This window comes from Agromyces sp. Soil535 (assembly GCF_001428255.1).
GTDB lineage: Bacteria > Actinomycetota > Actinomycetes > Actinomycetales > Microbacteriaceae > Agromyces.
In genome coordinates, this window is record NZ_LMRW01000024.1 from 203,651 (window position 1) to 229,479 (window position 25,829).

Annotated in this window: 22 protein-coding genes and 1 pseudogene; 7 read left to right on the forward strand and 16 right to left on the reverse strand. The window is 70.4% G+C overall.

The features are described from left to right. Positions 1 to 6 precede the first annotated feature (6 nt). From ASG80_RS16175 to ASG80_RS23645, 10 genes are all read right to left on the reverse strand, one after another. Complete coding sequence (locus ASG80_RS16175; protein ID WP_162256647.1) at positions 7 to 975, reverse strand: sortase domain-bontaining protein; 969 nt, start codon at positions 973 to 975, stop codon at positions 7 to 9. Continuing rightward, positions 972 to 1,676, reverse strand: coding sequence for a hypothetical protein (locus ASG80_RS16180; RefSeq protein ID WP_056732530.1), 705 nt, complete (start codon positions 1,674 to 1,676; stop codon positions 972 to 974). Before ASG80_RS16180 ends, ASG80_RS16175 begins: the two co-directional genes overlap by 4 nt. Beyond that, positions 1,673 to 2,746, reverse strand: a complete 1,074-nt coding sequence (locus ASG80_RS16185) for a WxL protein peptidoglycan domain-containing protein (protein ID WP_056732533.1) — start codon at positions 2,744 to 2,746, stop codon at positions 1,673 to 1,675. Before ASG80_RS16185 ends, ASG80_RS16180 begins: the two co-directional genes overlap by 4 nt. Before the next feature lie 133 nt (positions 2,747 to 2,879). Further along, on the reverse strand, positions 2,880 to 4,214 hold the full coding sequence (locus ASG80_RS16190; protein ID WP_056732535.1) for a hypothetical protein: 1,335 nt from the start codon (positions 4,212 to 4,214) through the stop codon (positions 2,880 to 2,882). Positions 4,215 to 4,331: 117 nt separating this feature from the next. Next, entirely contained in the window at positions 4,332 to 5,396 is a 1,065-nt protein-coding gene (locus ASG80_RS16195) for a substrate-binding domain-containing protein (protein WP_156401890.1), read from the reverse strand. A 103-nt stretch (positions 5,397 to 5,499) separates the two neighbouring features. After that, positions 5,500 to 8,142: a hypothetical protein gene (locus ASG80_RS16200; RefSeq protein ID WP_056732539.1), complete on the reverse strand. Its 2,643-nt coding sequence runs from the start codon at positions 8,140 to 8,142 to the stop codon at positions 5,500 to 5,502. 34 nt (positions 8,143 to 8,176) lie between these two features. Next, on the reverse strand, positions 8,177 to 9,925 hold the full coding sequence (locus ASG80_RS16205; protein ID WP_156401891.1) for a phosphate ABC transporter substrate-binding protein PstS: 1,749 nt from the start codon (positions 9,923 to 9,925) through the stop codon (positions 8,177 to 8,179). After that, entirely contained in the window at positions 9,922 to 11,328 is a 1,407-nt protein-coding gene (pstA, locus tag ASG80_RS16210) for a phosphate ABC transporter permease PstA (protein WP_235508356.1), read from the reverse strand. Before pstA ends, ASG80_RS16205 begins: the two co-directional genes overlap by 4 nt. After that, positions 11,325 to 12,335 carry a phosphate ABC transporter permease subunit PstC gene (gene pstC, locus ASG80_RS16215; RefSeq protein ID WP_082590517.1) on the reverse strand — a complete coding sequence of 337 codons (1,011 nt, stop codon included), beginning with the start codon at positions 12,333 to 12,335 and terminating at the stop codon, positions 11,325 to 11,327. Before pstC ends, pstA begins: the two co-directional genes overlap by 4 nt. Before the next feature lie 7 nt (positions 12,336 to 12,342). Continuing rightward, positions 12,343 to 12,852 (reverse strand): hypothetical protein, encoded by a 510-nt coding sequence (locus ASG80_RS23645; protein WP_056732541.1) that lies wholly within the window; start codon positions 12,850 to 12,852, stop codon positions 12,343 to 12,345. Between the two features lie 382 nt (positions 12,853 to 13,234). Here ASG80_RS23645 and ASG80_RS16225 point away from each other — a divergent pair, with 382 nt between their 5' ends. From ASG80_RS16225 to hutI, 3 genes are all read left to right on the forward strand, one after another. Next, complete coding sequence (locus tag ASG80_RS16225; protein ID WP_056732543.1) at positions 13,235 to 14,722, forward strand: M23 family metallopeptidase; 1,488 nt, start codon at positions 13,235 to 13,237, stop codon at positions 14,720 to 14,722. Between the two features lie 144 nt (positions 14,723 to 14,866). Beyond that, the gene (hutU, locus tag ASG80_RS16230) at positions 14,867 to 16,570 is read left to right on the forward strand and encodes a urocanate hydratase (RefSeq protein WP_056732545.1); all 1,704 of its coding nucleotides are present in this window, start codon (positions 14,867 to 14,869) and stop codon (positions 16,568 to 16,570) included. After that, entirely contained in the window at positions 16,567 to 17,844 is a 1,278-nt protein-coding gene (gene hutI / locus ASG80_RS16235; protein ID WP_056732547.1) for an imidazolonepropionase, read from the forward strand. The genes hutU and hutI overlap by 4 nt, the downstream gene beginning before the upstream one ends. On the opposite strand, the gene ASG80_RS16240 is transcribed toward hutI, so the two are convergent. Together ASG80_RS16240 and ASG80_RS23080 are read right to left on the reverse strand one after the other, a co-directional pair. Further along, positions 17,834 to 18,640, reverse strand: a complete 807-nt coding sequence (locus tag ASG80_RS16240; protein WP_056732550.1) for a VOC family protein — start codon at positions 18,638 to 18,640, stop codon at positions 17,834 to 17,836. The two genes, hutI and ASG80_RS16240, sit on opposite strands and share 11 nt — an antisense overlap. A 172-nt stretch (positions 18,641 to 18,812) precedes the next feature. Then, a pseudogene (locus ASG80_RS23080) lies at positions 18,813 to 18,917 on the reverse strand (carbohydrate ABC transporter permease); the annotation flags it as partial. 35 nt (positions 18,918 to 18,952) lie between these two features. Here ASG80_RS23080 and ASG80_RS16245 point away from each other — a divergent pair. Together ASG80_RS16245 and ASG80_RS16250 are read left to right on the forward strand one after the other, a co-directional pair. Next, positions 18,953 to 19,132, forward strand: coding sequence for a hypothetical protein (locus ASG80_RS16245; protein WP_056732551.1), 180 nt, complete (start codon positions 18,953 to 18,955; stop codon positions 19,130 to 19,132). 120 nt (positions 19,133 to 19,252) lie between these two features. Further along, the gene (locus ASG80_RS16250) at positions 19,253 to 22,186 is read left to right on the forward strand and encodes a hypothetical protein (protein WP_056732553.1); all 2,934 of its coding nucleotides are present in this window, start codon (positions 19,253 to 19,255) and stop codon (positions 22,184 to 22,186) included. 29 nt (positions 22,187 to 22,215) lie between these two features. Here ASG80_RS16250 and ASG80_RS16255 read toward each other — a convergent pair whose 3' ends face one another. The 4 genes from ASG80_RS16255 to ASG80_RS16270 are packed head-to-tail and all read right to left on the reverse strand — an operon-like array spanning position 22,216 to position 24,172. Further along, the gene (locus ASG80_RS16255; protein WP_056732555.1) at positions 22,216 to 22,512 is read right to left on the reverse strand and encodes a DUF503 domain-containing protein; all 297 of its coding nucleotides are present in this window, start codon (positions 22,510 to 22,512) and stop codon (positions 22,216 to 22,218) included. A 21-nt stretch (positions 22,513 to 22,533) separates the two neighbouring features. Next, complete coding sequence (locus tag ASG80_RS16260; RefSeq protein ID WP_056732557.1) at positions 22,534 to 22,791, reverse strand: DUF6510 family protein; 258 nt, start codon at positions 22,789 to 22,791, stop codon at positions 22,534 to 22,536. After that, on the reverse strand, positions 22,791 to 23,585 hold the full coding sequence (locus ASG80_RS16265; protein WP_369816274.1) for an FAD-binding oxidoreductase: 795 nt from the start codon (positions 23,583 to 23,585) through the stop codon (positions 22,791 to 22,793). Before ASG80_RS16265 ends, ASG80_RS16260 begins: the two co-directional genes overlap by 1 nt. Next, a complete protein-coding gene (locus ASG80_RS16270; RefSeq protein WP_056732559.1) occupies positions 23,582 to 24,172 on the reverse strand; it encodes a sulfite oxidase-like oxidoreductase in 591 nt (196 codons plus the stop codon). Before ASG80_RS16270 ends, ASG80_RS16265 begins: the two co-directional genes overlap by 4 nt. Positions 24,173 to 24,285: 113 nt before the next feature. Between ASG80_RS16270 and moaA the strand changes: the two genes are divergently transcribed. Both moaA and ASG80_RS16280 read left to right on the forward strand, forming a co-directional pair. After that, positions 24,286 to 25,353 carry a GTP 3',8-cyclase MoaA gene (gene moaA, locus ASG80_RS16275; RefSeq protein WP_056732561.1) on the forward strand — a complete coding sequence of 356 codons (1,068 nt, stop codon included), beginning with the start codon at positions 24,286 to 24,288 and terminating at the stop codon, positions 25,351 to 25,353. A gap of 1 nt (position 25,354) precedes the next feature. Continuing rightward, complete coding sequence (locus ASG80_RS16280; protein WP_056732564.1) at positions 25,355 to 25,606, forward strand: MoaD/ThiS family protein; 252 nt, start codon at positions 25,355 to 25,357, stop codon at positions 25,604 to 25,606. Positions 25,607 to 25,829 lie beyond the last annotated feature (223 nt).

Genomic DNA, 25,829 nt, shown 5'->3' on the forward strand with positions numbered 1-25,829 from the left:
CGTGGTTCAGAGGAGGTTCGGCAGCAGGCCGGCGAACGCGTCGGCGGTGGCGATGCTGATGGCGAGGAGCACGGGGACGCTCACGATCCAGGTCTGCCACCCGCCCCAGCGGCGACGCAGCCACACTGTGCCGAGCACGGCGGCCGTGAGCCATTGCAGGCCGAAGACGACACTCGGCAGCGCCGTGGGGTCCATCGCCATGGGCCTCTGCTCGGCCGGGAGCGCCGCGGCCAGCATGATCGACGACGGCGTGGCCTGCGGGTTGCTCGTGAGGGCGGCGTCGACGTACAGCGCACCGCTCGGCAGCAGCGCCGGACCGTCCGCCGTGACGAGCTGCAGTCGACCCTCGCCCTTCGCGAGCGGTGCAGGCAGCGGCTCACCCTCGCGCCGCATGCCGAAGACGGTATACGTCGACGTGCCCTGGCCGGTGACGACCGTGATCTCGGTGCCGGGCGTGAGTCGCGCCAGCCCGCCGAACGGGCCGCCGTAGCTCGTCTGCCGCCCGAGGATGACGCTCGTGCCGACCTGACCGGGCATCACCGAGGCGATCGAGTGGCCCGGACCATTTCGCAGGATGGCACCCGTCGTGCCCTGGAGCACGACTTCCTGCAGCCCGAGCGACGGGATCGAGACCAGCGCCACCGGGGTTCCGAGCGCCACGGGCTCGCCTTCGACATCGAGCTGGCCGACCGGCGCGACCGCCTCCGCGAGACTCGTCCGCAGGACGTTGTAGGCGACCGCCTGGGTGCGGGAGTGCTGCAGCGCGCTGAAGACGACGATATGCGCCAGGATCGCGAGCAACAGGATGGATGCGCCGAGCCAGATCGCTCCCGTCCACCACCGTGCGTCTCGCACGACCTGGCGTTGCACCTCCGCGCGAGCGTTCATGAGCTTCGCGAGCTTCGCGGGCGAGAGACGGCCCAACGCCGCCGCTCCCGAGGGGAGGCTCGGCCGGTCAGGTGCGGGTGAGCTCATGAGGGCTGGCCGAGCCCCACATGCGTGAACCATCCGCCGCGCAGTCCGATCAGGAGCAGCGTGATCGAGACGAGCAGCGCAAGGCCGGCGCCGAGCAGCCACCACGAGGCGGCGGTTGCCTCTTCGCCGTCGGGCATCGCCGAGACCACGAGGGTTGCGCTGGCCACGGCGCCGCAGTTCCAGCCCGTGAGCTGCAGCCTGTGCGGCCCCGGCGGAGTGTCGGCGGGCACGGCGAACCCGGCGGTGACGGTGCCGGTCTCATCGGCGAGGCCGTCGGCGACCACGACCGGTTCGGAGTACAGGACGAACTGCACCTGCTGCACTGGCTGGTAGCCGCCTGCCGAGGCGATCACCGGATCTCCCGCTGCATATCCCGGTCGGTCGAGGATCGCGACCGCTTCCGTGTCGACCGGCTCCGCGGGGGCCACGGGTTCGCCCCACTCCGTAATGGAGCAGATGCTTCCGGGCGCGGGCGTCGGCGCACCGGGGCCCGCGGTTCCTGCGCTGCCACCGGCCCCCGCTCCACTGCCGCCCGAGCCGCCGCCTGCTCCACCCGTGCGCGACTTCGCAGGGATCGTCACGCTCACGCCGGCCGATCCGACATCGTCATCGTCGGCGAGCGCCGCGGACGCGGGCGCGAAGGCCACGAGCCCCGCGATCGCCGCGGCGATCGAGACGGATCCCAAGCGACGTGCGATCACGCGCGACTCCCGACGTGCTCGCGCTCGTTCGACGCGGCTTCGACCGCGGCCTGCTCCCGGCCGTCCGCCCGGAGCTGCTCGATCGCCGCGTGCATGCGGGCCCGGTTGACACGGCGCCGCCAGACGACGAGCACGATGAGGCCGGCGATGAGGAGCAGGGCGAGCAGGATCATCCACGGGACCGCCCACGCCGTCGCCGACGTCGTCGCGGTCGCCGTCTCCGCGGAGGGCTCGCCGGCCGCATCCGCGGTCGTGATCGTCGCGTCGACCGTGAGCAGGAACGCGGGCGCGATGTTCGCGATCGCGACGGGGATGTCGACGAGCTGGCCCGGCAGCAGGTCGGGCACGGCCTCGCCCTCGAACTCGCCGAGCGGGATGCCGAACGGTCCGCTGACGCGGATCACCTGCTCGAGCGGGAGGCGCACGTTGCCGTTGTTCTGGATCGTGTAATGCCCGTCGAGGTCACCCGAGAACGGGTTGAACCCGCTGTCGTAGCCGGCGACGAGGCCGCTCGCGACGAGGTTGGACTGGATATCGCCTGAGACCCGGAGGTAGATGCGCGATCCGACCCGCTGCTCTACGTCGACGGCTTGGCCCTCGCCGGTGCCGGTGCGCGTGAATGCGGCGACGATCCCGGCGGAGTGGTCGCCTGGCGTCGCATTGGCCGGGACGACGATGGTGAAGGGGACATCCGATCGCTGGTTCGGGCCCAGGGTCACCTCGGTGGTTGCGAGCGTCGTCCACACGCCGAGATCGGTGTTCGTCTCGCTCTTCGTTCGAAGCGAGTACTCCCCGCCGTCGAACTCGTTGACGCCGTCGGCGGCGTAGAGCTGGAAGGTCTGCTCGGTTGCGCTGAAGTTCGTGATGGCGACGGTGTCGGTGATCGTCACGCCAGGATCGACCGCGTACTCGAAGCGGGTGCGACCATCGGGGCCCTGTTCGCTGGCGGGGGCGACGCTCCAGGTGACGTCGTCCTCGGCGGCGAGGGCGGGCGCCGGAAAGGCGAGGCTGCCGGCGAGGAGAAGTGCGGCGGCGACCGCGGCGTTCGTGATTGCACTGGTGCGCTTCATCGGTCTTCCTGTTCGCTGTGGGGTGGGGCGGATGCCGCGGTGCGGCGTGGTTCGCGAGGGTGATGCAATTCGTGCGGAGGCTCCCGAGCCCGGAGCAGGTGCTCCGAGCCCGGGAGCGGGTGTCGCAGACCGACTAGATGAGGGTCAGCGTGAGGGTGGACTTGTAGGTACCGGGCGCGACCGTGCCATCGGCCGGCACGGCGAAGGAGAGCGCGGCGTCAGCCGAGGTCGCCTTCGGGCCCGCGAGGCCGTTCGCGACTGCCGAGGCGAGGGTCTTCGCGCCGTCGAGGCCCGCGTCCCACGCCGCGACCGAGGCGCCGGCCGTGGCCGCGTCCTCGGTACTCGTGACGGACGGGGTCCAGCCGAGCGCCTTGGCGGCGATCGTCTTGGTGGCGTCGGCCTGGTTCGTGAACACCGAGTTCACACCGGTGAGGTCCCAGCCCGCCTTGACCTGACGCGAGTCCGTCACGGTCACGGCGCCCAGGTTGCCCGACGCCGTGTACTTGCCGCCGTTCGCGGCCGCGGTGCCGAGGTTCACCGCGGTGTTCGCCACGGAGAGCTTCAGGCCGTTGTTCTCGATGGTCGCCGGCACCTCGACGGTGACGTCGACCCCGGCCGGCGTGCCCTCGTAGGACACCGAGGAACCCGTGTGCACCAGCGCGACGGGCCCGGCGACAGCCGAGTCGGTGAACGTGGCGGGGTTCGACGAGATGAACTTCGCGGTGTACGAGTAGTTGCCGGCGGCGATGATGCCCGAGGTCCACGACGCATTGCCCGCGAGGACGGGGCCCTCACCGACCTTCACGTTGTTCTCGTAGAATTCGATCTTGCCCGAAGCACCGGCCTGCACCGACGCCGCGGCCGAGACCGTACCGTTCGAGTTGCCGACGACCGTGAAGTTCGACACGACGCCCTGCTCGGCCACGGGCGCGGCCTTGACGGCCCACGTGCCGGCGGTCGCGTCGAACGTCATCGGCAGCACGAAGTACGGGTCCGACTCCAGCTTGCGGACGTTGGGGTCGCTCCAGCAGTAGCGCCGGATCTCCCAGTCGCCCGTCGCCAGCGGCGTGGTGATGTCGGCGAGGGCCTTGTCGGTGAGGAAGTCGAAGCTGTCGGCCGCCGAGAGCTGGACCGGACCGCTGAGACCGCCGTTGCCGAACGCGGAGATGATGCTGGTGTCCCAGGTGATGCCGAGGGCGCCCATGTAGACCCCGTTCTGGAACGCCACGTTGTGTGCCTTCTCGCGGTAGCCGACGGGGCACTGCGTCGCAGTGGTCATCGTCTGCAGCATCGGGAAGTCCGTCGCCGAGCCGGTCGTGGGGGTGATGGTGAGGTTGCCGTCCTCGATGACCTGCGTGCCGGGGTCGTCGGCAGCGAAGGCGGGGGCGGCGGTGCTGGCGAGGCCTGCGGAAAGCAGGACCCCGGTGATGACCAGCGCGGCGAGGCGCTTGGTCTTCGAGTTGCTCATTGCGATGCTCTTCCTTTTCTCGGATGTGTTCGATCTGGATGAGTGGTTCGCCCTCATGGTCGGTCGGTGTTCCGGCGACCCTCGGGGGTGGAGCGCTGTCTGGAACGGCGTGGGGGACTAGGGGTTGATGAACGCGCCCTTGGTGGTCGTGCTGCCGCACGCGGAGCCGATCGTCGCGAAGCCGAACGACTGGATCACCGCGGCGTTGGAGCAGACCGCCGAGCCGGAACCGACGAAGGTCGCCGCGATCTGGGCATCGCCGAGGCTTGCGGTCGGCACGACGTTGTACACCTGACGGCTGACCGGGAAGCTGCCGTTCATGGCCGGCTTGCCCGCCGACATCACGATCGGCTTGGCCGCATTCACCCTGCCGAGCTCTGCGAAGCCGCGACGGTCATCGACACCCGTGACACCGCTGTTCGACTGCGCGATGTACTGCGCGATCGAGATCGGCACGATCTCGCCGACGGCCTGCAGCGCGTCGCCCTTGTGCTCCTGCACCGCACCGCTCCGGTCGGTCACGCAGGGGCCGAAGCCCTCCGACGAGAGGCCGAGCTGGCTCTGCCAGAACGACCGCGTCCCCGAACCCGCCTGCGGGATGAGCGGCACGATCGTCACCGGGTCGCCGGCGGCGTTCGGGAAGCTCGTCACGGTGCACTTGTAGATGTTGCGCAGCGTGAACTTCGTCGGGGCGTCGCTCGCGGTCCCGAGCTGGATGTTCCGGGGGAAGTCACTCGTCTCGAGCACCGCGAAGGTGACGGCGTCCTTGGCGAACGGGATGTAGGTGAGGTCGGTACCCGCGGCCGCCGGGCCACTCGACGAGCGCGCGAAATCGAGCTGGCCGGTGATGGTCTGGCCACCCCACAGAAGGTTCCCGGGCGCGTTGACCGACGCCGTGAGCGCCTTGACGCCGTTGGTGGAACCGTTGGGGCGGTTGAACGTCGGGCCGCCCGCCGAGACCTGGATCGTCGCCGATCCGGTCGCGTCATAGGAGCCGAGGTCGGGGATGGCGCCGGCGAGGCCGTTCAGCACGTCCTGGGTGGTGTCGGAACCGGTGCCCACGATCGGCTTGAAGGTTCCGGCAGCCGGGTCGGCGAGCGCCGGTCCCGCGATGGCGGTCGTGAGGGCGACCGCCACGATGGCGCCCAGTGCGCCGAGGCGCACCACGGACTTTCTCTTCATTCGAATCCCTTTCTAGGATGAATGTGCTTACGTGCTTTGGATGAGTGGTAAGCCCCGCCCCGCGGAGCCTCGCAGCTTCGTGGGGCGGTTCGTCGGCGGGCGGCTACGCGATCGACCTCCTCGGTCGCATGAGCATGGGAGCGAAGACGGCGCCTCCCAGTCCGACGATGAGTGCCACCCCGAGCGCGGCCTGCGCGAGCAGGGGGGTGTTCGACAGGGGGGTCACGTCGTCGCTCGCGAGCATCGACGAGCCCGACGTGATCTGGCCGCCGGCGGCGGCAGCGGAAGGCGGCGAGGCAACGGACCCGGCGGCGCCTCCCGTGGACCCGCCGAACTGCGGGGCAGCCGAGGAGGACCCGGGCTTCGGCTTCGACACGAAGGCCTCGATGCGGTCTGCGGCAGCGGCGGCCTGTGCGACCATCGCCTCCGGCAGCGGAAGGTAGCCGGCGGGAAGGCTGCCGGGGTCGGTGCCGGGCTTCTGACCGCTCGTCGTGACCATGTCGATCATCCGTGCGTAGTCACGTCGGGCCGAGGCATCCGTCCCCGTGAGGTTCACCGCGGCGTACGTGACCATCGTGAGCGGATAGCCCTGGTCGGGCACGCGTGCCGGGTCGATCTGCTTGGTGACCTGATCCAGCACCGGGGCGAACGCCGAGAGCGCCTCATCCATGGCGTCGACGGTCGGTCCGGCGAACACGCCCGGCCGATCGGGCAGCTGGAGCTCTGCGACGCCGAGGCCGTACCGTGCTGCCGACGCGCTGTCGGTGATGGTGATGATGAACTTGCTGCCCGGGAGTTGCGGACCATCTGACACCCAGTCGCCGAGCTCACCCGAGGCGTTGTACCGAGTCGGGTCCCACCGGGTCTTGGCGTGCGGGTCGGCCCTGGCTGCGTCGCGGGCGGCGGACGGCAGGTTCTCGGTGAACGGCGACGACTGGAGCGAGTCGAAGCGGTTCCTCATCCCCTGGCTCAGCACCTTCGGTCCGCGGGTCTCGTCCGCCTTCGCGAAGGTGGAGAGCGTCGCCTTCGCGAGCTCGATCGGGGTGCCGTCGGCGGAGGCGAGGCCCACGGGCCGGTAGACGATGTTTCCGGCGTCGTCGGTCTGTACGACACCCTGGTCATCGATCACCGGCACCTTCGCGTTCGGATGCCCCTTCGGCAGGTAGTAGGGGTTCACGGTCATCCCAGCGGCATCCGGTTCGCCCGCGAGCCATGCGGCCGCCTCGTCGTCGGCCTGCACCCATCGCCACAACTGGGCGATCGCGTCGGCACTCGCCGGGCCGGGCAGGATCAGCGCGGGATTCACCGCCTGCGTGACGTCCGGGTTCAGCGCCGTGAACTCCGGGTCCTGCCAGAGGTAGAGGTAGCTCAGATTCACGGAGCCGAGATGATCGACGCTGTCGCCCTGGCCCTTCGGAATCTGGAACATGTACGACTGCGTGAGCAGCTTCGCGAGCAGCCGCGGTGTCATCTTCATGCTCGTACGTTTGCCGAACACGTCCTCCTGGTAGAACGCGACGACCGGTGCCGAGATCGTGACGGGCGCGTACGCGACCTCGGTCTCGGCGAGCCTCGCCTTGTCCTGCGTGGTGAGGGAGTCGCTGCCGACCGAGGCTGACGTGAACGCGAGGCCCGTCCTGGCGGAGAGCAGCTGCGAGCGTCCCGTCGCGTCGGGATTCGCGGAGAAGCTGTAGACGCTGCCGATGCTCTGGCAGAGTGCCGGCTGCCACGAGCTCATCGCGGCCACGACCAACTGCGATCCCACGGTGCCCCGCTCGGCAGCGCCCAACGGACACTGGTTGCCGACCGGCTCGAACTCGAGGGGCACGACGATGCGGTTGTCCCAGTAATCGCACCGGGTGTTGATGGGCGAGCCCTCCTGGATCGCGTTCGCCTGACCGTACGAATACGGCTCGAAGGTCACGTCGCTCTTCGCGTCGAGTGCGCACTGGCCTTCGCCCACCGTGCCGCCGAAGTGGCTTCCCCGCGGGACGATCACCAGATAACAGGTATTCGAGGTGGTCGGTGACCCGCAGCCGAGATGCGGAGCCTGGATCGCCGACTGCACCTCGAAGTTGAACACGCCGGTGCCGTCATCGCCGATGCGGCTCGTGACCACCTCGTTGCTCGTCGAGGAGTCGAAGAGCGTCGCGATGGGCCACTCGGTGGGCTTGCCCGGCACCTCCTTCGCGACGCCTGTGACCACCTGGCCGGTCGCGGTCACGAAGGGGACGTCAACTCCCGCCGGGATGATGGGCGCGCGGTAGTAGCTCTCGCGAGGGGCGACCGCGTTGATGCCCGACGACGCCTTCGCGGCCCAGCCGCCCCATTGACACGTCTCGCGGAAGTTCTCGGCCGCCGGGTCGCCCCAGCACTGCATCGCCTGCACGAAGTTCATCGCCGAGAGGACCGTGTTGCTCGCACCGTCGCGTGCACTGGTCGTGCGCGAGAATCCTTCGATGCGAACCTGCACCGCCTGGTCTCGCAGGTGCGTGATCTGCGACACCGAGGCGGAGAGTCCGGCGAAGTCGCCGAAGTGCGGGCTCGACGGGTCACGCTCGGGCTGCACGGATGCCGCGGAGGAGTCGTCGCCCACCCATTTCACGGTGATCTCGGGCGCTTCCTCCGAGGCCGCACTCGCCGTCGTCGCGACCGCGGGATCGACGAGCACGAGGCCCACGGCGGCTGCCGCAGCGACAGCGAGCGCGCAGAGCCGAACCATGGCGATCGAACGGATTCGGGACATTCCGTCAGTGCCTTTCCTCGATGACGACTGAACGCTAGGGGGTGTGATCGCCCGATGCATCCGACTTGGATTCGCGACGGGTGAACGGCGAACGAACTCTTGCCGTGACGTTCCTGAGTGCCTCAGCGGGCGTTCGCGAAGGACGTTCGACGGGCTCAGCAGCAGCCCCGGTAGCGGCACCGGCATCGGCCCCGGCCGCCTGCGCGCGGCGCCGCTTCGCCCACCACGGCGGCACCACGAGGCCCGCGAGCAGCAGCAGCGCGAGGACCGTGGCGACCACGCTCGGCGCCGTGAGTCGCCGGATGGGGTCGATCGCCGTGGGCACGGCGTTCACGACGATCGGCTTCGCATTCGGGTCGAGCGCGGTCTCAGCCCCGGGTGCTGCGGCCGAAGGGGATGCCGCGGCATCCGCCTGGCCGGCCGCCGCGGCCGTCGCATCGCCCGCCGTCGACGCATTCGTGGACCCCTTCGCGCCGCCCGTGCCGTCGGCGCACTGCGTGGCACCCCGCTTGTCGCACTCCGATGGGAACGGCGCCTCGTTCGCGAGCCGGTTCGTGCCGTCTGGGGAGAAGGTCGGGTTGTTGCAGGCCGTGATGTCCTTGCCGGTCGGATCGGCACCCGGAATCCTCTGCACCTGGTCGAGGCCGGCAGCCGCCAGGTTGATCGGCAGCGGCGAATACCCGAGGACCTCTGCCTGCTGCTGGCCTTCGCAGAGGAAATACTGCGAGAAGTCGCCGAGCGTCAGCCCCTTGTCCTCGGTGAAGCGCCCTTCGACCCGCGTCGGAATGATCATGTACGAGTAGGAACTCATCGGATACGTGCGCGGGTCTGCGTTGTTGTACACGTTCGTGAGGTCCTGCGTGAGGTAGTCGGGCGACGCGGCGTCCTGGTTGATCTGCGCACCGAGGAGGGAGACCGCGACGTTCTGGGCGGTCGGCTCGGTGTAGTAGTCGGCCGCGTTGAGCAGCTTCGCCACCGGCATCCCGGAGTTCAGCGCGTAGGAGTACTCCACGTAGGTGATCGCACCGACGTACTGCTCCTGCGCGACGTAGCCGGCTACGCCGTTCGAGCCGTTCTGGGCGATGAACGCGGAACCCTGCACGAAGGGGAAGTTCGACGTGATGCCGCAGTTCGCCTTGCCGACGCGCGCGCAGAACTCGGTGTAGAGCGCCGGATACTGCTTGCGCATCCACGACGTGAACTGGGCGGTCGTGCCCGATCCGTCTGAGCGCACCACCGGGATGATCGGGATCGCCGGCAGCGCGATCGACGGGTTGTCGGCCGCGATCGCCGGATCGTTCCAGGTCGTGACGACGCCGGTGAAGATCTTCGTGAGCGTTTCGCCCGACAGCCGAAGGTTGGTCACTCTGCTGCCGCCGACAACGAGGTTGTACATGATCGCAGTGCCGCCCGCGACGATCGGCATGTAGGCGAATCCGCGTGCCGGCCGCGGGTCGACGATGTCGCTGTCCTTCAGCTCCCAGGGAATCTCCGAGACCGCGAAGTCGTAGGAGCCGTCGGCGAACCCCTGGCGTCCGGCGGTGGAGCCGCGGTCGTCGTAGGTGATCGTCCAGCCGTAGTTGTTGCCGACGTTGCGGATCCACTGCTGCAGCGCGTTCGCCGACCAACTGGACCCGATGCCCGAGATGGGTTGGTGCGTGGCGCCGATGGCGGCGGCCGGCGCTGCGGCGCCGGTGTTCAGCGTGCCGAACACCAGCAGCGCGGCGGCGGCAACGCCGACGAGCGAGCGGATGCCACGTCTGAGCTTCGTTCGGTGGGTCATCCGTTCTCCTCGCCCGTGGTTCGTCGGGGTTCGTCGTCGGAGACGGGGTCGACGCCGCCTGCCGCAAGCGCTGAGCTCGCGGTGGAGAGTCGTGCGTGCCGGCGGATCGCATATCGCTGCACGTCGGCTCGCGAGGCGGCGGCCCGCCGCCGATGCTGCCGGGGCGACAGCCGGCCGGGCCCGCGTCCGCCGATGACTCGCGCGAGGATGAAGAGGAGCAGCACGAGCACCATGAGCACGACCGCGGTGCCGAATCCACGGGCGATCATGGTCGGCTCTGGCGACCGCACGAAGCTGAACGTGGCGAGCGGGAGCGAGATCATCGGACCCGAGAACGGGTTCGCGTTGAAGTAGGTCGTCATGCCCGCCGTGAGGAGCACGGGGCTGGTCTCTCCGATGCCACGGGCGGTGCCGAGGATGATCGCCGTCGTGAGCCCCGAACGCGCCGTCGGCAGGGTGACGTTCCACACCGTGCGCCATTGGCTCGAGCCGAGCGCGAACGACGCCTCCTTGAGGTTGCCGGGCACGAGACGCAGCACCACGTCGGCCGAACGGATGATGATCGGCAGCATCATGACGGTGATGGCCAGCGCGGCGGCGAAGCCGGATCGGTCGAAGCCGAGCAGCAGCACGACGGTCGCGTAGATGAAGAGTCCGGCCACGATGGAGGGCAGCGCGGTCATCGCCTCGACGATGGTGCGCACGAATCGCGCGTACGCACCCGGCACCTCGGTCAGGAACAGGGCGCAGAGGATGCCGAGGGGCACGCTGATCAACAGGGCGATCGTGATCATGATCAGCGTGCCCACGACGGCGTGCAGGATCCCGCCGACGGACAGGGGGTCCAGCGGGCCCGCGGCGCCCATGTCCTGGGTGAAGAAGTTGAGATGCGGGAGGGCGTCGAGTCCGCGTACGACCGTGAAGATGATCACGACGGCGAGCGCCAGCAGCATGAGCGCCGCGATCGAGTGCACGAGTGCGCTCATCACCCGGTCGCGGACCGCGGGGCCGGAGTCGTCGAGGCTCACGAGAGTGGCAAAGAACACCAGGAAGAGCCCATACGCGACGACGATGAACCCGAGCGGGCCTTCGAGGGGCAGGAGTTGGGTGAAGATCCACCACGTCAGGGCGACCGCCGCGGCGAGGGCCCCGAAGAGGCGGATCACGTCGGAGAGGCGGAGTCTGCCGATCGAACGTCGCGGCTCGGGTGCCGCGGTCGAGTCCGGAGGCGGCGGCAGCTTGGTGCGATGCGCGGCCGTCGACGGCTTGAAGGTCGACGGTGGCCTGAGCGGCGGATGCACGGTCACGTGCCCGATCACCACCGTCGTGTCCGCCACATCCGCTGACGCCTCGGGCATGGGCGCCGGGGCGTGCGCCTCGTCGGTCGTCGTGGTCTCGGTCATCCTTCTGCGCCCGCCCCGGACCGGCTCCTGGCGATGACCATCGAGGCGCCGAAGTTCACGACAAGGGTCACGAGGAACAGCGCGAGTCCTGCGGCCATGAGCGCCGACATCTCGAACGCGCTCGCCTCGCTGTAGCGGAGGGCGATGAGCGCGGAGATCGAGTTCGCGCCCTTCTCGAGCACACGGGGCTGGATCACGAAGACCGGCGAGATGATGAGGTAGACCGCGATCGTCTCGCCGAGGGCTCGGCCGAGCCCGAGCATCATGCCGCCGATCATGCCGCCCATCCCGAACGGGAACACGACCGCGCGGATCATCCCCCATCGCGTGGAGCCGAGCGCGAGCGCGCCTTCACGCTCGCCGAGCGGCGCCTGGCTGAACACCTCGCGCATGATCGAACTCGCGATCGGCGAGATCATCAGCGCGACGACGATTCCCGCGATGAACGTCGATGAGGTGAACACGGTCGGGCTCGCGAGCGGGTCCTGCGGGTCGAAGTCGGACACCGAAAGGATGGGGATCCACCCGAAGTAGGTCGCGATCCACTGCGAGAGCGGAAGGATCACCGGTTGCAGCAGGAACAGGCCCCAGAGCCCGTACACGACGCTCGGGATGGCCGCCATGAGGTCGACCAGGGCGATCAGGCTGCGCTGGATCCCCGGGGGCGCGTATTCACTGATGTAGAGCGCCGTTCCGATCGAGAGCGGGATCGCGATCGTGATCGCGGTGAGCGCGATGAAGAAGGTGCCGGCCATCACGGCGGCGATGCCGAACTCGCCGCTGTTCGGATCCCAAGCCTCGGTGGTGACGAACTCGAAGCCCCTGGTCTCGAGCGCGCGGTACCCCTGGTAGAGCAGGAACCCGCCGACGAGCGTCATGATCAGCAGCACTCCGGTTCCGCCGCCGCGTGCGATTCCGCGGAAGGTCCGGTCGGCGCCTGCGGGGCGTGCAGCGAGTGATCGCGGCGCGTCCTGATCCGCCGTGCGCACCTCGGGCAATGCCGTCACGGATGCCTCACCCCCACGTCGCGCGCTCGGGTGCCCCGCGTCGGGTCACGCGGGGAGTCCAACGCCAGTCGTCGGCGACCACCGCATTCCGGAGGAGGGCGAGGGCGCTGGTCGCGGACTCGGCGCAGGCGGACGACGGGTACCACCGGGCGCAGGTGGCGCTCGTACGCTCGTCCAGTGCGAGGATCCACCCGTACGCGCCTGACACCGGACCGCGAACGACGTGCATCTCGAGTTCGGCCGTACGTGCCTTCAATGCAACGACATGGTCGCGAGCGGCGCGGAACGAGGTGTACACGAGGGCACCGCGTGCGACCTCCCGATTGTTCGAGGCGAAGAGTCGCCATACGGTGCGCTCGGCAGGCGCCGGCGCCGTCGGGGGCATGACGTTCCGATCGGAATCGGCGACATCGGCGCGGGGCGACTCGAGCAGGCTCCGGAACCTGCCCCACGCGAGGAGCATCGGGTCGTCCGCGTCGCGGAACAGGGAGAAGGCGACTCTCGGGGGGGTGTGCATGGGCTTCCACAACCGTGTGTGACCGATCAGGAGCGCCGTCGACTTCGCTGCGGCGCTGCATCCTGCGATGCCGAGGTCAGCATCAGGCGATCCGATGAGCGGTGGGGGTGATGCCGAGGAAGGAGACATGGCCGGGAGGTGTCCACTTCGTGGTGCTGGGCACAGCGGCACCCGCTTCCCTCCCTGGGATTGCAAGGGTGTACCCCGAACGGGGCCCTTTACGACCCCCCGGAGGTGTTGTCTCCCTCCGGCACGGGTGCCAGACTGGACGGGATCGGCTTGTGAGCCGGCACCCGAACGGATCCAAATGACGCCGAACTGCTCTGATTCCGGCCTGAGACGCCCGTGGTATGCACGGAGTGTCCGCCGTGACGGCGTCGTCGTGGCGACGGCTGCGGCTGTGCTGGTGTTCGGTCTCGTCAGTGCCACCCCCGCGTATGCGGAGGAGGTGCCGGTCGATTCGACGGACACGTCGACCTCCGATCCGACCGTCAGCACCGAGCCCACCGATCCGGCGCCCGCGCCCACGGCGGAGCCGGTGCCCACTGTGGAGCCGGCGCCCACTGTGGAGCCGACGCCCACTGTGGAGCCGACGCCTGAGCCGACGCCGACGCCGACCCCGGAGCCGACGCCGACGCCGACGCCGACGCCGACGCCGGAACCTACGCCTGAGCCAACGCCGACCCCTGAACCGACGCCCGAACCTACGCCGACGCCGACGCCGACCCCTGAACCGACGCCCGACCCGACGGCTCCACCGACCACGCCGCCGGCGACGTCCCCGCCGACGGCCACCCCCGGCCCGCTGGCACCGACATCGCCGACGATCGTGACGGGCTACAGGACGCTGCGCACGACCGCCGCATCGACCTCGACCGGAACCTCCGTGCAGAGCGCAGCCCTCGCCGCCGCTCGGTCCAAGGTCGCGCGTGCGAACGTCGAGCTGCGGGAGGCCAAGGCGGCGCTCGCCGACGCCCGTTCCACTCGAGAGGTCGCCGAGGCGGTCGCCGAGCGGATGCAGGCGCTCGCGGACGAGGCGAAACTCGCCGCTGACGCAGCCGGGCGCGTGTACTTCGCCGCGGCACAGGGCGACGGCACCACGATCTCGTCGATGCCCGCCGTGTTCGGTGCGGGCAACGACCTGCTCGCCGGCCTGGGCGGCGTCGCCCGCGTCGAGCAGATCGCCGGTGACGCCGACAAGCTGCTCGCGATCGCCGAGAAGCGGGCCGACGAGGCCGCCGACGCCCAGGCACGGGCCGACACCGCGTGGGCGGCAGTCGACGAGGTCCCCGTCGAAGCCCTGGAGGCGGAGGTCGAGAGCGCTGAGCGCGCCGTCGCCGCCGCCGAGCAGGAGTTGCAGGACCTCCAGACCCAGGCGGCCGCACAGGTTCGGCTCGCGTCGAGCAGCGTCCTGCTCCTCGCCAACCTGCCGACCGACGCCGGCCAGCTGAGCGACCAGGGGTGGGCGCTCCCCGTCTCGGGTCGCATCACCAGCGGCTTCGGGCCGCGCCCCGTCAAGCCGCTCCCGGGCGTGAACGACTTCCACCGCGGCACCGACCTCGCAGCGGCCTGCGGCACCCCGGTGTTCGCCGCGACGAGCGGCACGGTGGCCGTGGCCGGGCCGAACGGGAGCCTCGGCAACTGGATCCTCATCGAGCACGGCTCCGGCGTGGCCACCGGGTACGGGCACCTCACCAGCGGTGGCCTCTTCGTCTCGCCCGGCGAGGCGGTCACGGCCGGCCAGCTCATCGGCGCGGTCGGCAGCACCGGCGCTTCGACCGGATGCCACCTGCACTTCGAGGTGCATCTCGACGGGGTCGCGGTCGACGCAGTGCCCTTCATGGCCGCTCGCGGCATCGCGCTCGGCTGACGGTTTCGAGACGCCTCAACCCAAGGGTTTCGAGACGCCCGCTGCGCGGGCTCCTCAACCAGCCGCGGAGGCTCGTCTGGGATCCCGGACGCGCGGGACGCGGCATCCGTTGTCGCCGGATGCCGCGTGCGCTGTGATCGAAGCATGACCGATGCACCCACCGCTCCCGCGCGCACCGTCCGCGCCGCGCGCGGCACCGAGCTCACCGCGAAGAGCTGGCAGACCGAGGCGCCGCTGCGCATGCTCATGAACAACCTCGACCCCGAGGTCGCCGAGCGCCCCGGCGACCTGATCGTCTACGGCGGCACGGGCAAGGCCGCCCGCAACTGGGCGTCGTTCGACGCGATCGTGCGCACGCTCGAGGACCTCGAGGCCGACGAGACGCTGCTCGTGCAGTCGGGCAAGCCCGTCGGCGTGTTCCGCACGCACGAGTGGGCGCCGCGCGTGCTCATCGCCAACTCGAACCTCGTGGGGGACTGGGCGACGTGGCCCGAGTTCCGCCGCCTCGAGCAGCTCGGCCTCACCATGTACGGCCAGATGACCGCGGGCTCGTGGATCTACATCGGCACGCAGGGCATCCTGCAGGGCACCTACGAGACCTTCGGCGCCGTGGCCCGCTCCCTCGCCGCGAAGCACGGGGCCGACGCAGCGGATGCCGCGTCCGCGAGCCTCGCCGGCACCCTCACGCTCACCGCCGGCTGCGGCGGCATGGGCGGCGCGCAGCCCCTCGCCGTGACGATGAACGGCGGCGCGGTGCTCATCGTCGACGTCGACGAGTCGCGCCTCGTGCGTCGCTTCGAGCACGGCTACCTCGACGAGGTCGCGCCGACCCTCGACGAGGCGGTCGAGCGGGTGCTCGGCGCGAAGTCGGAGGGCCGCGCCCTCAGCGTCGGCGTCGTCGGCAATGCCGCGACCGTCTTCCCCGAGCTCCTCGCCCGGGGCGTCGCGATCGACATCGTCACCGACCAGACGAGCGCGCACGACCCGCTGAGCTATCTGCCCGAGGGTGTGAGCGTCGACGAGTGGCACGACCTCGCGGCATCCGACCCCGAGGGGTTCACCGCGCGTGCCCGCGCATCGATGGCGAAGCACGTCGAGGCCATGGTCGGCTTCCAGGACGCCGGTGCCGAGGTGTTCGACTACGGCAACTCGATCCGCCGCGAGGCGGAGCTCGGCGGCTACGATCGGGCGTTCGCGTTCCCCGGGTTCGTGCCCGCCTACATCCGGCCGCTGTTCGCCGAGGGCAAGGGCCCGTTCCGCTGGGCGGCGCTCTCGGGCGACCCGGCCGACATCGCCGCGACCGATCGCGCGATCCTCGAGCTGTTCCCCGATGACGAGCACCTGCGCCGCTGGATCACGCAGGCCGGCGAGAAGGTGCACTTCGAGGGCCTGCCCGCGCGCATCTGCTGGCTCGGCTACAAGGAACGGCACCTCGCGGGCCTCAAGTTCAACGAGATGGTCGCCTCCGGTGAGCTCAGCGCCCCCGTGGTGATCGGCCGCGACCACCTCGACTCGGGCTCGGTCGCGAGCCCCTACCGCGAGACCGAGGCGATGGCCGACGGCTCCGACGCGATCGCCGACTGGCCGCTGCTCAACGCCCTGCTCAACACGGCGTCGGGCGCGACCTGGGTGTCGATCCACCACGGCGGCGGCGTCGGCATCGGCCGATCGATCCACGCCGGCCAGGTGGTCGTCGCCGACGGCACCGACCTTGCGGCGGAGAAGATCGCGCGAGTGCTCGTGAACGACCCGGGCACCGGCGTGATGCGCCACGTCGACGCGGGCTACGAGCGCGCGGTGGAGGTGGCTCGCGAGCGCGGCCTGCGTGTGCCCATGATGGACGCATGAGCGATGGCGGTGCGGTGCGACGGATGCTGCTGACGAACGTCGGCGAACTGGTCACGAACGATCCGGCTCCCGACCGCGACGGCGGCCCCCTCGGGATCGTGCGCGACGCGGCCGTGCTCATCGAGGACGGCCGCATCGCGTGGGTCGGACCTTCCGCGCACGTGCCGTCGCACGCCGACGAGCTCCGCCACGAGCGCGAGGAGCGACGCGACGGCGAGGAGCACCGCACCCTCTGGGACGCCGACGTCGAGGTGATCGACGCGGGCGGCCGAGCGTTGATCCCCGGATTCGTCGACAGCCACACGCACCTCGTGTTCGGCGGCGACCGGGCCGACGAGTTCGCGGCACGCATGGCCGGCCGCCGCTACGAGGCGGGAGGCATCCGCTCCACCGTCGCGGCCACGCGCGCCGCGACCGATGACGAGCTGCGCGCCCGGCTCGCGCACTTCGTGGCCGAGCTTCACGCTCAGGGCACTACGACGTTCGAGGTCAAGTCGGGCTATGGCCTCTCGGTCGCCGACGAGGAGCGGCTCGTGCGGCTCGCGCGCGAGGTCACCGACGAGGTCACCTTCCTCGGCGCGCACGTGGTGCCCGCCGAGTACGCCGAGGACCCTGACGCCTACGTCGACCTCGTCGTCGGCGAGATGCTCGGCGTCTGCGCGCCGCACGCGAAGTGGGTCGACGCGTTCTGCGAGCGCGGCGCGTTCACCCCCGAGCAGTCACGGCGCGTGCTCCAGGCGGGCGCAGCCACCGGCCTCGGCGTGCGCGTGCACGGCAACCAGCTCGGCGAGGGCGATGGGGTGCGCCTCGCGGTCGAGCTCGGTGCGGCATCCGTCGACCACTGCACCTACCTCAGCGAGGCGGATGTCGCGGCGCTCGCGGCATCCGACACCGTCGCCACCCTGCTGCCCGGCGTCGAGTTCTCGACCCGCCAGCCGTACCCCGACGCCCGCCGGCTCATCGACGCGGGCGTGACCGTGGCGCTCGCGAGCGACTGCAATCCCGGCTCGAGCTTCACGAGCTCGATGCCGTTCTGCATCGCGGTCGCGGTGCGTGACATGGGCATGACGCCGGCCGAGGCCGTGTGGGCCTCGACGGCCGGCGGCGCGGCGGCGCTTCGGCGAACGGATGTCGGGGCGATCCGCCCGGGCGTGCGAGCCGACCTCGTGCTGCTCGATGCCCCGAGCCACGTGCACCTCGCGTATCGACCGGGCGTGCCGCTCGTGGCGCGCGTCTGGGTCGGCGGTGAGTCGCCCGACCGCTTCAGCCGCTGACCGAGATGACCTTGAACGCTGCGCCGGTACCGTCGGCGACGGTCGCGATGCGGCCGTACGGGGAGTCCGCCGGCGCCTCGATCACCCGGCCGCCGAGCGCCTCGGCGCGCGCGGAGACGTCGTCGACATCGCTTGCGCCGAAGTACACCTCCCAGTGCGACGGCACCCCATCGGGCATGAAGCTCGCGGCATCCCATATTCCGGCAAGGTCACCGGATGCCTCGACCTGCACCGTGTACCGGAAGTCCTCCGTGTCGCTCATCACCCGGGTCTGCCATCCGAACGCGCGCACGTAGAAATCGACATCGGCGTCGTAGTCACGCGTGTACAGCTCGAACCAGGTCGGTGCTCCCGGCGCCTCCAGCCGTTGGATGCCGTACCGGCGCACCGCACCATGCCAGAAGCCGATGAGTGCGCCACCAGGCCCGACGGCACCGCCGAAGGAGCCGAGCTCTGGCACGGGGTCGGGGCCGAATGCGATCCGGCCGCCCGACGCGCGCACCGCGTTCGCAGTTGCTGCGGCATCCTCACTTCGCAGGTATACGCCCCACCAGTCGGTCGACCGGTCGGCAGGGCCCTTGGGCGAGATGCCCGCCACTCGATCCTCGCCGAGGAAGGCCACGAGGCAACCTTCCTGGTCTGGACCTTCCCGGTCGGGACCGTCCTGTCCCGCGCGCGCCTGCTCGATTCGCCAGCCGAGCAGCGTCTCGTAGAACTCGGCAGATCGTGCGACGTCGCTGCTGTTGAGGTTCACCCAGCACGGCGCACCCGGCACTTCGATGATCGTCTTCGGCATGCGTTTCCTCCGCTCAGTCGTCGTCGCTCTGCCGCAGCCGCCGGCGCCCCGACAGCAGGGTGATGTCGGGACGCCTGCACGTCACCGAGCAGCAGGTCGAGCTCGATCCAGCCGATCCACATAGGGCCAGCCTCTCACGGGTCGACACACCGACAGACCCCTGGAGCAGGTGCTACCCCTTTTCCGCGCCCTCCGACGTCGACATGATCCGGCGCTGGAAGATGAAGAACACGACGGCGACCGGGATGGACATCAGCACCGCGGCGGCGAGCTGCAGCCGTACCCCGAAGCCCGCCGGCTCATCGACGCGGGGTGTGGGCCTCGACGGCCGGCGGCGCTGCGGCACTGCAGCGAACGGATGTCGGGGCGATCCGTCCCGGCATGCGCGCCGACCTCGCACTGCTCGACGCACCGAGCCACGTGCACCTCGCCTACCGGCCGGGCGTGCCGCTCGTGGCGCAGGTGCGGAAGGACGGCGCGGCGGTCGCGTGACGCGGCGGTCGCCGCGGCACGTCGAGAGGGCCCCGTTCGGGGGGTGCTGCGCGAGCACTGCTCAGGAATAGCATCTGCTCAGGCCTGCGCCACTGCGGCCGACCTCTGGGGGGAGGGGCCATGTTCGGCAAGCTGGCGAGCAGGTACACGCAGGAGATCCTCGAGATCAGGATCCACGGCGTGAAGAACACCCCGCCGGCCGAGATGCTCGAGACCACGCCCGAGAAGGTCCAGCGCCATGTCGGCGACGAGCTGGGATCGTTCTGGCGCCGCGTCGGCGATCGCCCCGCACACGGAATCACGACGATCGAGGCGTTCTCGTGGGGTGCTCAGGCGCGCACCGGCGGCGGCGCCCTCGCGGCCATCGGCCGGGCGTTCGTGCACGTCGGATGGTTCCTCCTGCTTCCGTTCGCGCTCGCGAACCTCGCCTATTGGACTCGGTGGATCGGGCCGCAGCGGAGCGCGGGCTCCAAGAGCTGGAACGGCGACGCCGGTGCCGCGACCGTGCGGGTCTTCGGCCTCCTGCTCACGCTGATCGCCGTGACGGCGTTCTGCTCGGTCGCGATCGACCTCGTCGCCATCCAGTGCTTCCGCGGCGGTACCCAGGTGTGCGCGGCCTTGCCGAACGTCTTCGACGGGCTCCGCGAGCTCGACCGCGACAGCCGCGCTGCGCTCCTCGGCCTCGCGCCCATCGCCACGATCCTCGTGCTCTACGTCATCGGACGCCGCGGACGCGTGCACTTCGAGGAACGCGTCAAGAAGTTCGGGGCGGGCCTCGGCAATCCCGACGACACGGGCCTCGGCGACACCCCCGAAGAGAAGGGTCTCCCACTGCTCGCGACGCGCGGGTTCTGGTCGGTCGCGCGCATCGGCCAGACGTCGGAGTGGCTGCACGTCGCCGCATCGTTCACGTTGGTGCTGTTCGTCCTCTCGCTGGATGCCGCCTACGTCGATGTCGAAGACTGTTGGCGCGGGACTTCAGTGACGATCACGTGGGCGTGCGTCCAGAGCGCATGGGGACATACGCTGCCCTTCTGGTTCGGTATCGGCGCCCTCGCCCTCATGCTCTTGATCATCGTGCTCGTCGCACTCGCGTCTCACACGTCGGACAAGACCGACACCATGTGGGGACGGCTCGCCGCGCGTGCATCTCTCACCGCATCAGCCGATACCGACACGGCGGCGGATCCCCGCACGGCGTGGAAGCGCGGGGCCGCCATGGCCTGCCTCGTGCTCTCGATCGCCGGCTACACGGCGTGGACGATCCTCGCGTTCACGCCCTTGACACCCCAGGCGGTGGATGGCCCAGGATTCCTCGGCCTGATCGCCACGCCGATCGCGCTCATCGTGCTCGCGCTGTTCCTCGCGCTCGCCGGTATCGGATGGAGGGCCCGATCGCCGTGGCGGCGTCGGGTCAGCTCCGTCCTCCTCGTTCTCGGGGGTGCGGCGCTGCTCGCCAGCCACGTCGACGTCGCTGAATGGGCCTCGAATGCCAACGCTGAAGTGTGGTGGCGCTGGTCGTTGGTCGGCGTCGCGGTCCTCTTCGTCCTCGTCCACCTCGGCATCGCCTGGTCCGCACCGGGCAAGCACCTCTACGAGGCCTGGCGTGGGCAGGGAGCCGGGGTGGTGATGATCCTGGCACTCTTCTCCTCGATGGCCCTCTCGAGCCTGCTCGTGCTCGGGGTGGCATCGTGGCTGGGCACGCCCGCGGAAGCGGCTCCGACCGAGTACATCTGGCGAACGCCCGGCGAACCTCCGCCAGCCGAGTGGTGGAACGTGCCTGACGCGTACGAGTGGTTCGCGGCGGTGCTCACCAGCATCACGGCGCTGATGCTGGTCCTCGTGCTCCTCGCGCTCGGCGCGGCTCTGATGCGGTTCATCAGGTTCTCCCTGCCTCTGCTCGTGTGGAAGCGGCCCGAGGACGACGACGAGGGCCCTACGGAGACACGCGGCGGACTCGAAACGCCCGACCCGAAGACGTACGCGCCCCGCCTGACGTACCCCAAACCGCCCGTGCGCCGACGCGTCGCCGTGCGACGGAGTTCGCACCTGCTGCACCGGGGCGAACCGCTCTTCGGGTGGCTCGCCGTGTTCGCCGCCGTCGGATTCTTCATCCTTTCAGTCGTGGTCGGGTTCGAGTCCCTGCCCTCCGGCATCGCATCGGCCTTCAATGCGGTGCTCGTCGCCGTCGCCCTGGCCGCCGTCGCCGCGGTCGTCGCACACGCGGCATCGAGCAGCGAACGCCCGCTCGGCGTGTTCTGGGACGTCGTCGCGTTCTTCCCGCGCGCCGGCCACCCGTTCGCACCTCCCTGCTACGGCGAGCGCGTCGTGCCCGAACTCGCCGCGCGCACGCAGTCGTGGCTCGACGACCCCCACGCGACCCGACCGCGCGCGGTGATCTTCACCGCGCACTCCATGGGTTCGACGATCAGCGCCGCAACCCTCCTCGCACTGCGTGGCGAGAAGATCAAGGCCGGTCCGCTGAAAGGCACGCAGGTCCTCGACCGCACCGCACTGCTCTCCTACGGCACGCAGCTGCGCGCGTACTTCAGCCGATTCTTCCCGTCCGTGTTCGGCGTTGCCGTGGACGTGGAGCCCGCGCAGGGCGTGACCCCGCCCGGCGCCATCATGCCCGGCCCGACCCCACCCGGCGTGACCGTCCTCGGCGTCCCAGGCCTCCGCGGACCATCGCTCTGGCGGAGCGATCCATGGCGCGCCCAGGTGCTCGCCGAGTTCAAGGATCCCCTGCCGCCGCCGGCGCAGCGCAACGACATCACGCTCACCGCCCTGCTCGGCGCCTACGATCAGGAGGTGCCACGATGGCGCAGCCTCTGGCGCCGCACCGACTTCCTGGGCTTCCCCGTATACGCCTACCGCATCGACCGCAATCCGGACGGCACCCCGGTCGGCAATCCGATCGACCGCGGGGCCACGGAATCCGCTCCGGCGAGCTACCTGTGGCGGATCGCCACGCACAGCGATTACCTCGGCACGCCGCAGTTCCTCCTCGCCCGCGACGATCTCGTGAAGGCATTCGGTGATGACCCGGATTGAGTGGCCCTCGGCGAGTGCGCTCTCCGCGATCAGTCGTCGTCGCTGCGCCGCATCCGCCGACGCGCCGACAGCAGGGTCACGTCGGGGCGACTGGCGACGAGGCGCTCCGCCCGATCCAGCACGTCGGTCACGCGGTCGGCACCCGGCGCGACCACGCCGACGCCGAGCACTGCGCGGCGGTGCAGGTCCTGGGCGTCGACCTCGGCGACGCTCGCCTCGGTGGTGCGTCTCAGGTCGGCCACGATCGGTCGGATGATCGCGCGCTTGTCCTTCAGCGAATGCACGTCGCCGAGCAGGAGGTCGAACTCGATCCATCCGATCCACACGGGGTCACCTCGGCATCCGGCTCAGCCGCGGCGAACCTCGATCGCGCTCACGCCGCTGAACCCGATCCACGCGCGATCACCCGATTCGACGATCGTCGCAAGCACCTGGTCGCAGCTTCCGCACCGCACGACCGTGCCCGCCGCGCTCATGTAGACCATGGCGCGTGCGAGCTCGGCCACGTTGCCGCATCCGATGCAGCGTGCCGTGGCGGTCGTCACGTCGAACGCGAAGAACTCCGCGAGCGGGCCGGCGATGGCGTTGCCGTCGACGTGCTGCATCAGGTGCCTCCGTATCGCTCGGTGCGGATGGACCGCGGGTCGTGTCCGAGGCCGACGAGCCAGTCCGCCACGAGCTCGACGAACCCGGTGGAGCCGCACACGTAGACCCGCGGCCGTTCCGCAGCGGGGACCACGGCCGCTTCGAGCGCCTCGCGCGTGATGCGGCCTGGCGCGGTCGGCCAGCCGTCGGGCGTACGCCGCGTGTAGACGAGGTCGAGTCGCAAGGGCGCGGATGCCTCGGCGAGGTCATCGAGCTCGTCGGCGAAGTACACGTCGTCGGGGGTGCGCACGGAGTAGAGCAGGCGAAACGGCGTGGTGTCGTCGGCCGCGGCGTGCGCGCGGGCCATCGCGAACAGCGGCACCACGCCGGAGCCGCCCGCGATGAGCTGCACGGGGCGCATGTCGCCGGTCTCTGCGGCGGGAGCCCACACGAAGAAGGCACCGAGCGGGCCGTGCACCTCGAGCATGTCGCCCGCGCGCACCTCGTCGACGAGGAACGGCGACACTTCGCCGTCCGGCAGCTTGTCGACGGCGAGCACGACACGGCTCGACGAGCCCGACGACGCGATCGAGTACGAGCGGGTGGCCGTGTACCCGTCGGGCGCGGTGAGCCGCACGTCGAGGTGCTGGCCCGCGGCGTTGCCCGGCCACCCGTCGACGTCGAGCTCCAGTCGCGAGGCGTTCGGCGTCTCCCGGTGCGCGTCGGCGACAGTGGCCACGTGCCATCCCGATCGCGGCACCGCGCGCAGCGCAGCGCCGAGCGCGGTGACCTGCGCGGTCGTCGCGTCGCTCACCAGTAGCGCTCTTCCTTCCACGGGTCGCCGTGGATGTGGTAGCCGTTCTGCTCCCAGAACCCGGGCTCGTCCTGGTCCATCATGACGAGGCCGCGCACCCACTTCGCGCTCTTCCAGAAGTAGAGGTGCGGCACGAGCAGTCGGGCGGGGCCGCCGTGCTCGGGGTCGAGGGGTTCGCCGTCGAATTCGAATGCCACCCACGCCTTGCCGTCGAGCAGTTCGTCGAGGGGCACGTTCGTCGTGTACCCGCCGTAGCTGTGCGCCATCACGTAGTCGTACTCGGTCTCGACGTCTTCGAACAGCGTGTCGAGCGAGACGCCGCGCCACCTGGTGCCGAGCTTCGACCAGTGGGTGACGCAGTGGATGTCGGTGTCGACGTCGTCGATCTTGAGGGCCATGAACTCGTCCCAGTTCCAGCTGTGCATGCCGGACTCGGTACGGATCGTGAACTCCCAGTCCGCCGTGTCGATCTCGGGCGTCGGCCCCGCCGACAGCACCGGGAAGTCGCTGACGAGCGTCTGGCCGGGTGGGAGCCGATCGTCGCGCTCCCGACTGCGACCGCTGAATCCCCGCGTGATGAACGACATCGCGTCTCCTCCCGACCCGTCTCACGATAGTGATGCCCGCAGCCGCTGTCACCGGGTGTCATCCGTTCGGTCCGACATCGGCGTGGAACGCGCGAGCGCTTAGGGTGGTTGGCATGGCGGCCCTCTCGCTCGGCATGCCGGCGGTCCGCCGGTCGCCGTCGGCTGCGCCGTCGACCGAGGGGCGGCCGGATGTCGCGGGGCTCGTCGACCGCTTCGGCCGCGTCGCCCGCGACCTGCGCGTCTCCATCACCTCGGCGTGCTCGCTGCGCTGCACGTACTGCATGCCCGCCGAGGGGCTCCCGGTCATCCCGCGCGACGAGCTGCTCTCAGCCGAGGAGATCGCACGGCTCGTCGGCATCGCCGTGCGCGACCTCGGGGTGCACGAGGTGCGCTTCACGGGCGGCGAGCCGCTCACGCGCCCCGACCTGGTCGAGATCATCGCGTTGAGCGCGGCCGCCGCGCCCGGCACCCCGCTCGCCCTCACCACGAACGGCATCGGACTCGATCGCAAGGCCCGGGCGCTCGCCGACGCGGGGCTCTCGCGCGTGAACGTGTCGCTCGACACGCTCGACCGCGAGCACTTCACCCGGCTCACCCGCCGCGACCGGCTGCCGAGGGTGCTCGACGGCATCGCCGCGGCGCATCGTGCCGGTCTGGGGCCGCTCAAGGTCAACGCCGTCGCGATGCGCGAGACCCTGCACGACGCGCCTGCGCTCCTCGCCTGGGCGATCGACCACGGATGCCGCCTGCGCTTCATCGAGCAGATGCCGCTCGACGCCGACGAGACGTGGAAGCGCGACAACATGGTCGACGCCGCCGAGCTGCTCGAGGTGCTCGGCGAGCGGTTCGTGCTCGAGCCCGTCGGCCGCGACGACCCCTCCGCGCCCGCGGAGGAGTGGCTCGTCGACGGTGGCCCCGCGACGGTCGGCGTCATCGCGTCGGTCACCCGCTCGTTCTGCGCCGCGTGCGACCGCACGCGCCTCACCGCAGAGGGGTCGGTGCGCTCGTGCCTGTTCGGCGACGACGAGACCGACCTGCGCGGGCTGCTGCGCGGTGGGGCGGATGACGCGACCATCGCCGACCGCTGGCGCGCCGCCATGTGGGGCAAGCAGGCCGGCCACGGCATCGACGCCGCCGACTTCGTGCGCCCGGTGCGCTCGATGGGCGGGATCGGCGGCTGACGTGGCATCCGTGACCGTGCGCTACTTCGCCGCCGCCGCCGAGGCGGCGGGCGTCGAGGAGGAGACGCTCGCGTCGGCCGACGCCGGCATGACGGTGGGTGAGCTCCGCGACCTGCTCGTCGACCGCTACGGCCCGGCGATGGCCCGGGCCGTCGCGAACGGCTCGTTCCTCGTCGACGGCGTCGTACGGCGCGACGGTGCTGCGCCCCTCGGGGCGTCCGTCGACGTGCTGCCGCCGTTCGCGGGCGGCTGAACGGGAGATCCGCGGCGCCCGGCGTCGATCTCGCCGCCGCCGTCGGCACCGTCTCGTCAACGCCTCGCCGCTTCAGGTCGTTGCGCCGCTGCGGATCTCGCCGCGCACCGACTGACCTTCCCTTCGGCGTCGCCGGTGCCGAAGTGCCGAAGTACCGAAGTACCGCGCCACCGGCGGCGAGATTGTCGTCCCGATGCCGACCTGTGAGCACGCGCACCCGCAT

Coding starts and splice junctions, on each gene's coding strand:
- ASG80_RS16175 (WP_162256647.1), bottom strand. CDS start 975: ATGAGCTCACCCGCACCTGACCGGCCGAGCCTCCCCTCGGGAGCGGCG.
- ASG80_RS16185 (WP_056732533.1), bottom strand. CDS start 2,746: ATGAAGCGCACCAGTGCAATCACGAACGCCGCGGTCGCCGCCGCACTT.
- ASG80_RS16190 (WP_056732535.1), bottom strand. CDS start 4,214: ATGAGCAACTCGAAGACCAAGCGCCTCGCCGCGCTGGTCATCACCGGG.
- ASG80_RS16195 (WP_156401890.1), bottom strand. CDS start 5,396: ATGAAGAGAAAGTCCGTGGTGCGCCTCGGCGCACTGGGCGCCATCGTG.
- ASG80_RS16200 (WP_056732539.1), bottom strand. CDS start 8,142: ATGTCCCGAATCCGTTCGATCGCCATGGTTCGGCTCTGCGCGCTCGCT.
- ASG80_RS16205 (WP_156401891.1), bottom strand. CDS start 9,925: ATGACCCACCGAACGAAGCTCAGACGTGGCATCCGCTCGCTCGTCGGC.
- pstA (WP_235508356.1), bottom strand. CDS start 11,328: ATGACCGAGACCACGACGACCGACGAGGCGCACGCCCCGGCGCCCATG.
- ASG80_RS23645 (WP_056732541.1), bottom strand. CDS start 12,852: ATGCACACCCCCCCGAGAGTCGCCTTCTCCCTGTTCCGCGACGCGGAC.
- hutU (WP_056732545.1), top strand. CDS start 14,867: ATGACCGATGCACCCACCGCTCCCGCGCGCACCGTCCGCGCCGCGCGC.
- hutI (WP_056732547.1), top strand. CDS start 16,567: ATGAGCGATGGCGGTGCGGTGCGACGGATGCTGCTGACGAACGTCGGC.
- ASG80_RS16240 (WP_056732550.1), bottom strand. CDS start 18,640: ATGCCGAAGACGATCATCGAAGTGCCGGGTGCGCCGTGCTGGGTGAAC.
- ASG80_RS16250 (WP_056732553.1), top strand. CDS start 19,253: ATGTTCGGCAAGCTGGCGAGCAGGTACACGCAGGAGATCCTCGAGATC.
- ASG80_RS16260 (WP_056732557.1), bottom strand. CDS start 22,791: ATGCAGCACGTCGACGGCAACGCCATCGCCGGCCCGCTCGCGGAGTTC.
- ASG80_RS16270 (WP_056732559.1), bottom strand. CDS start 24,172: ATGTCGTTCATCACGCGGGGATTCAGCGGTCGCAGTCGGGAGCGCGAC.
- moaA (WP_056732561.1), top strand. CDS start 24,286: ATGGCGGCCCTCTCGCTCGGCATGCCGGCGGTCCGCCGGTCGCCGTCG.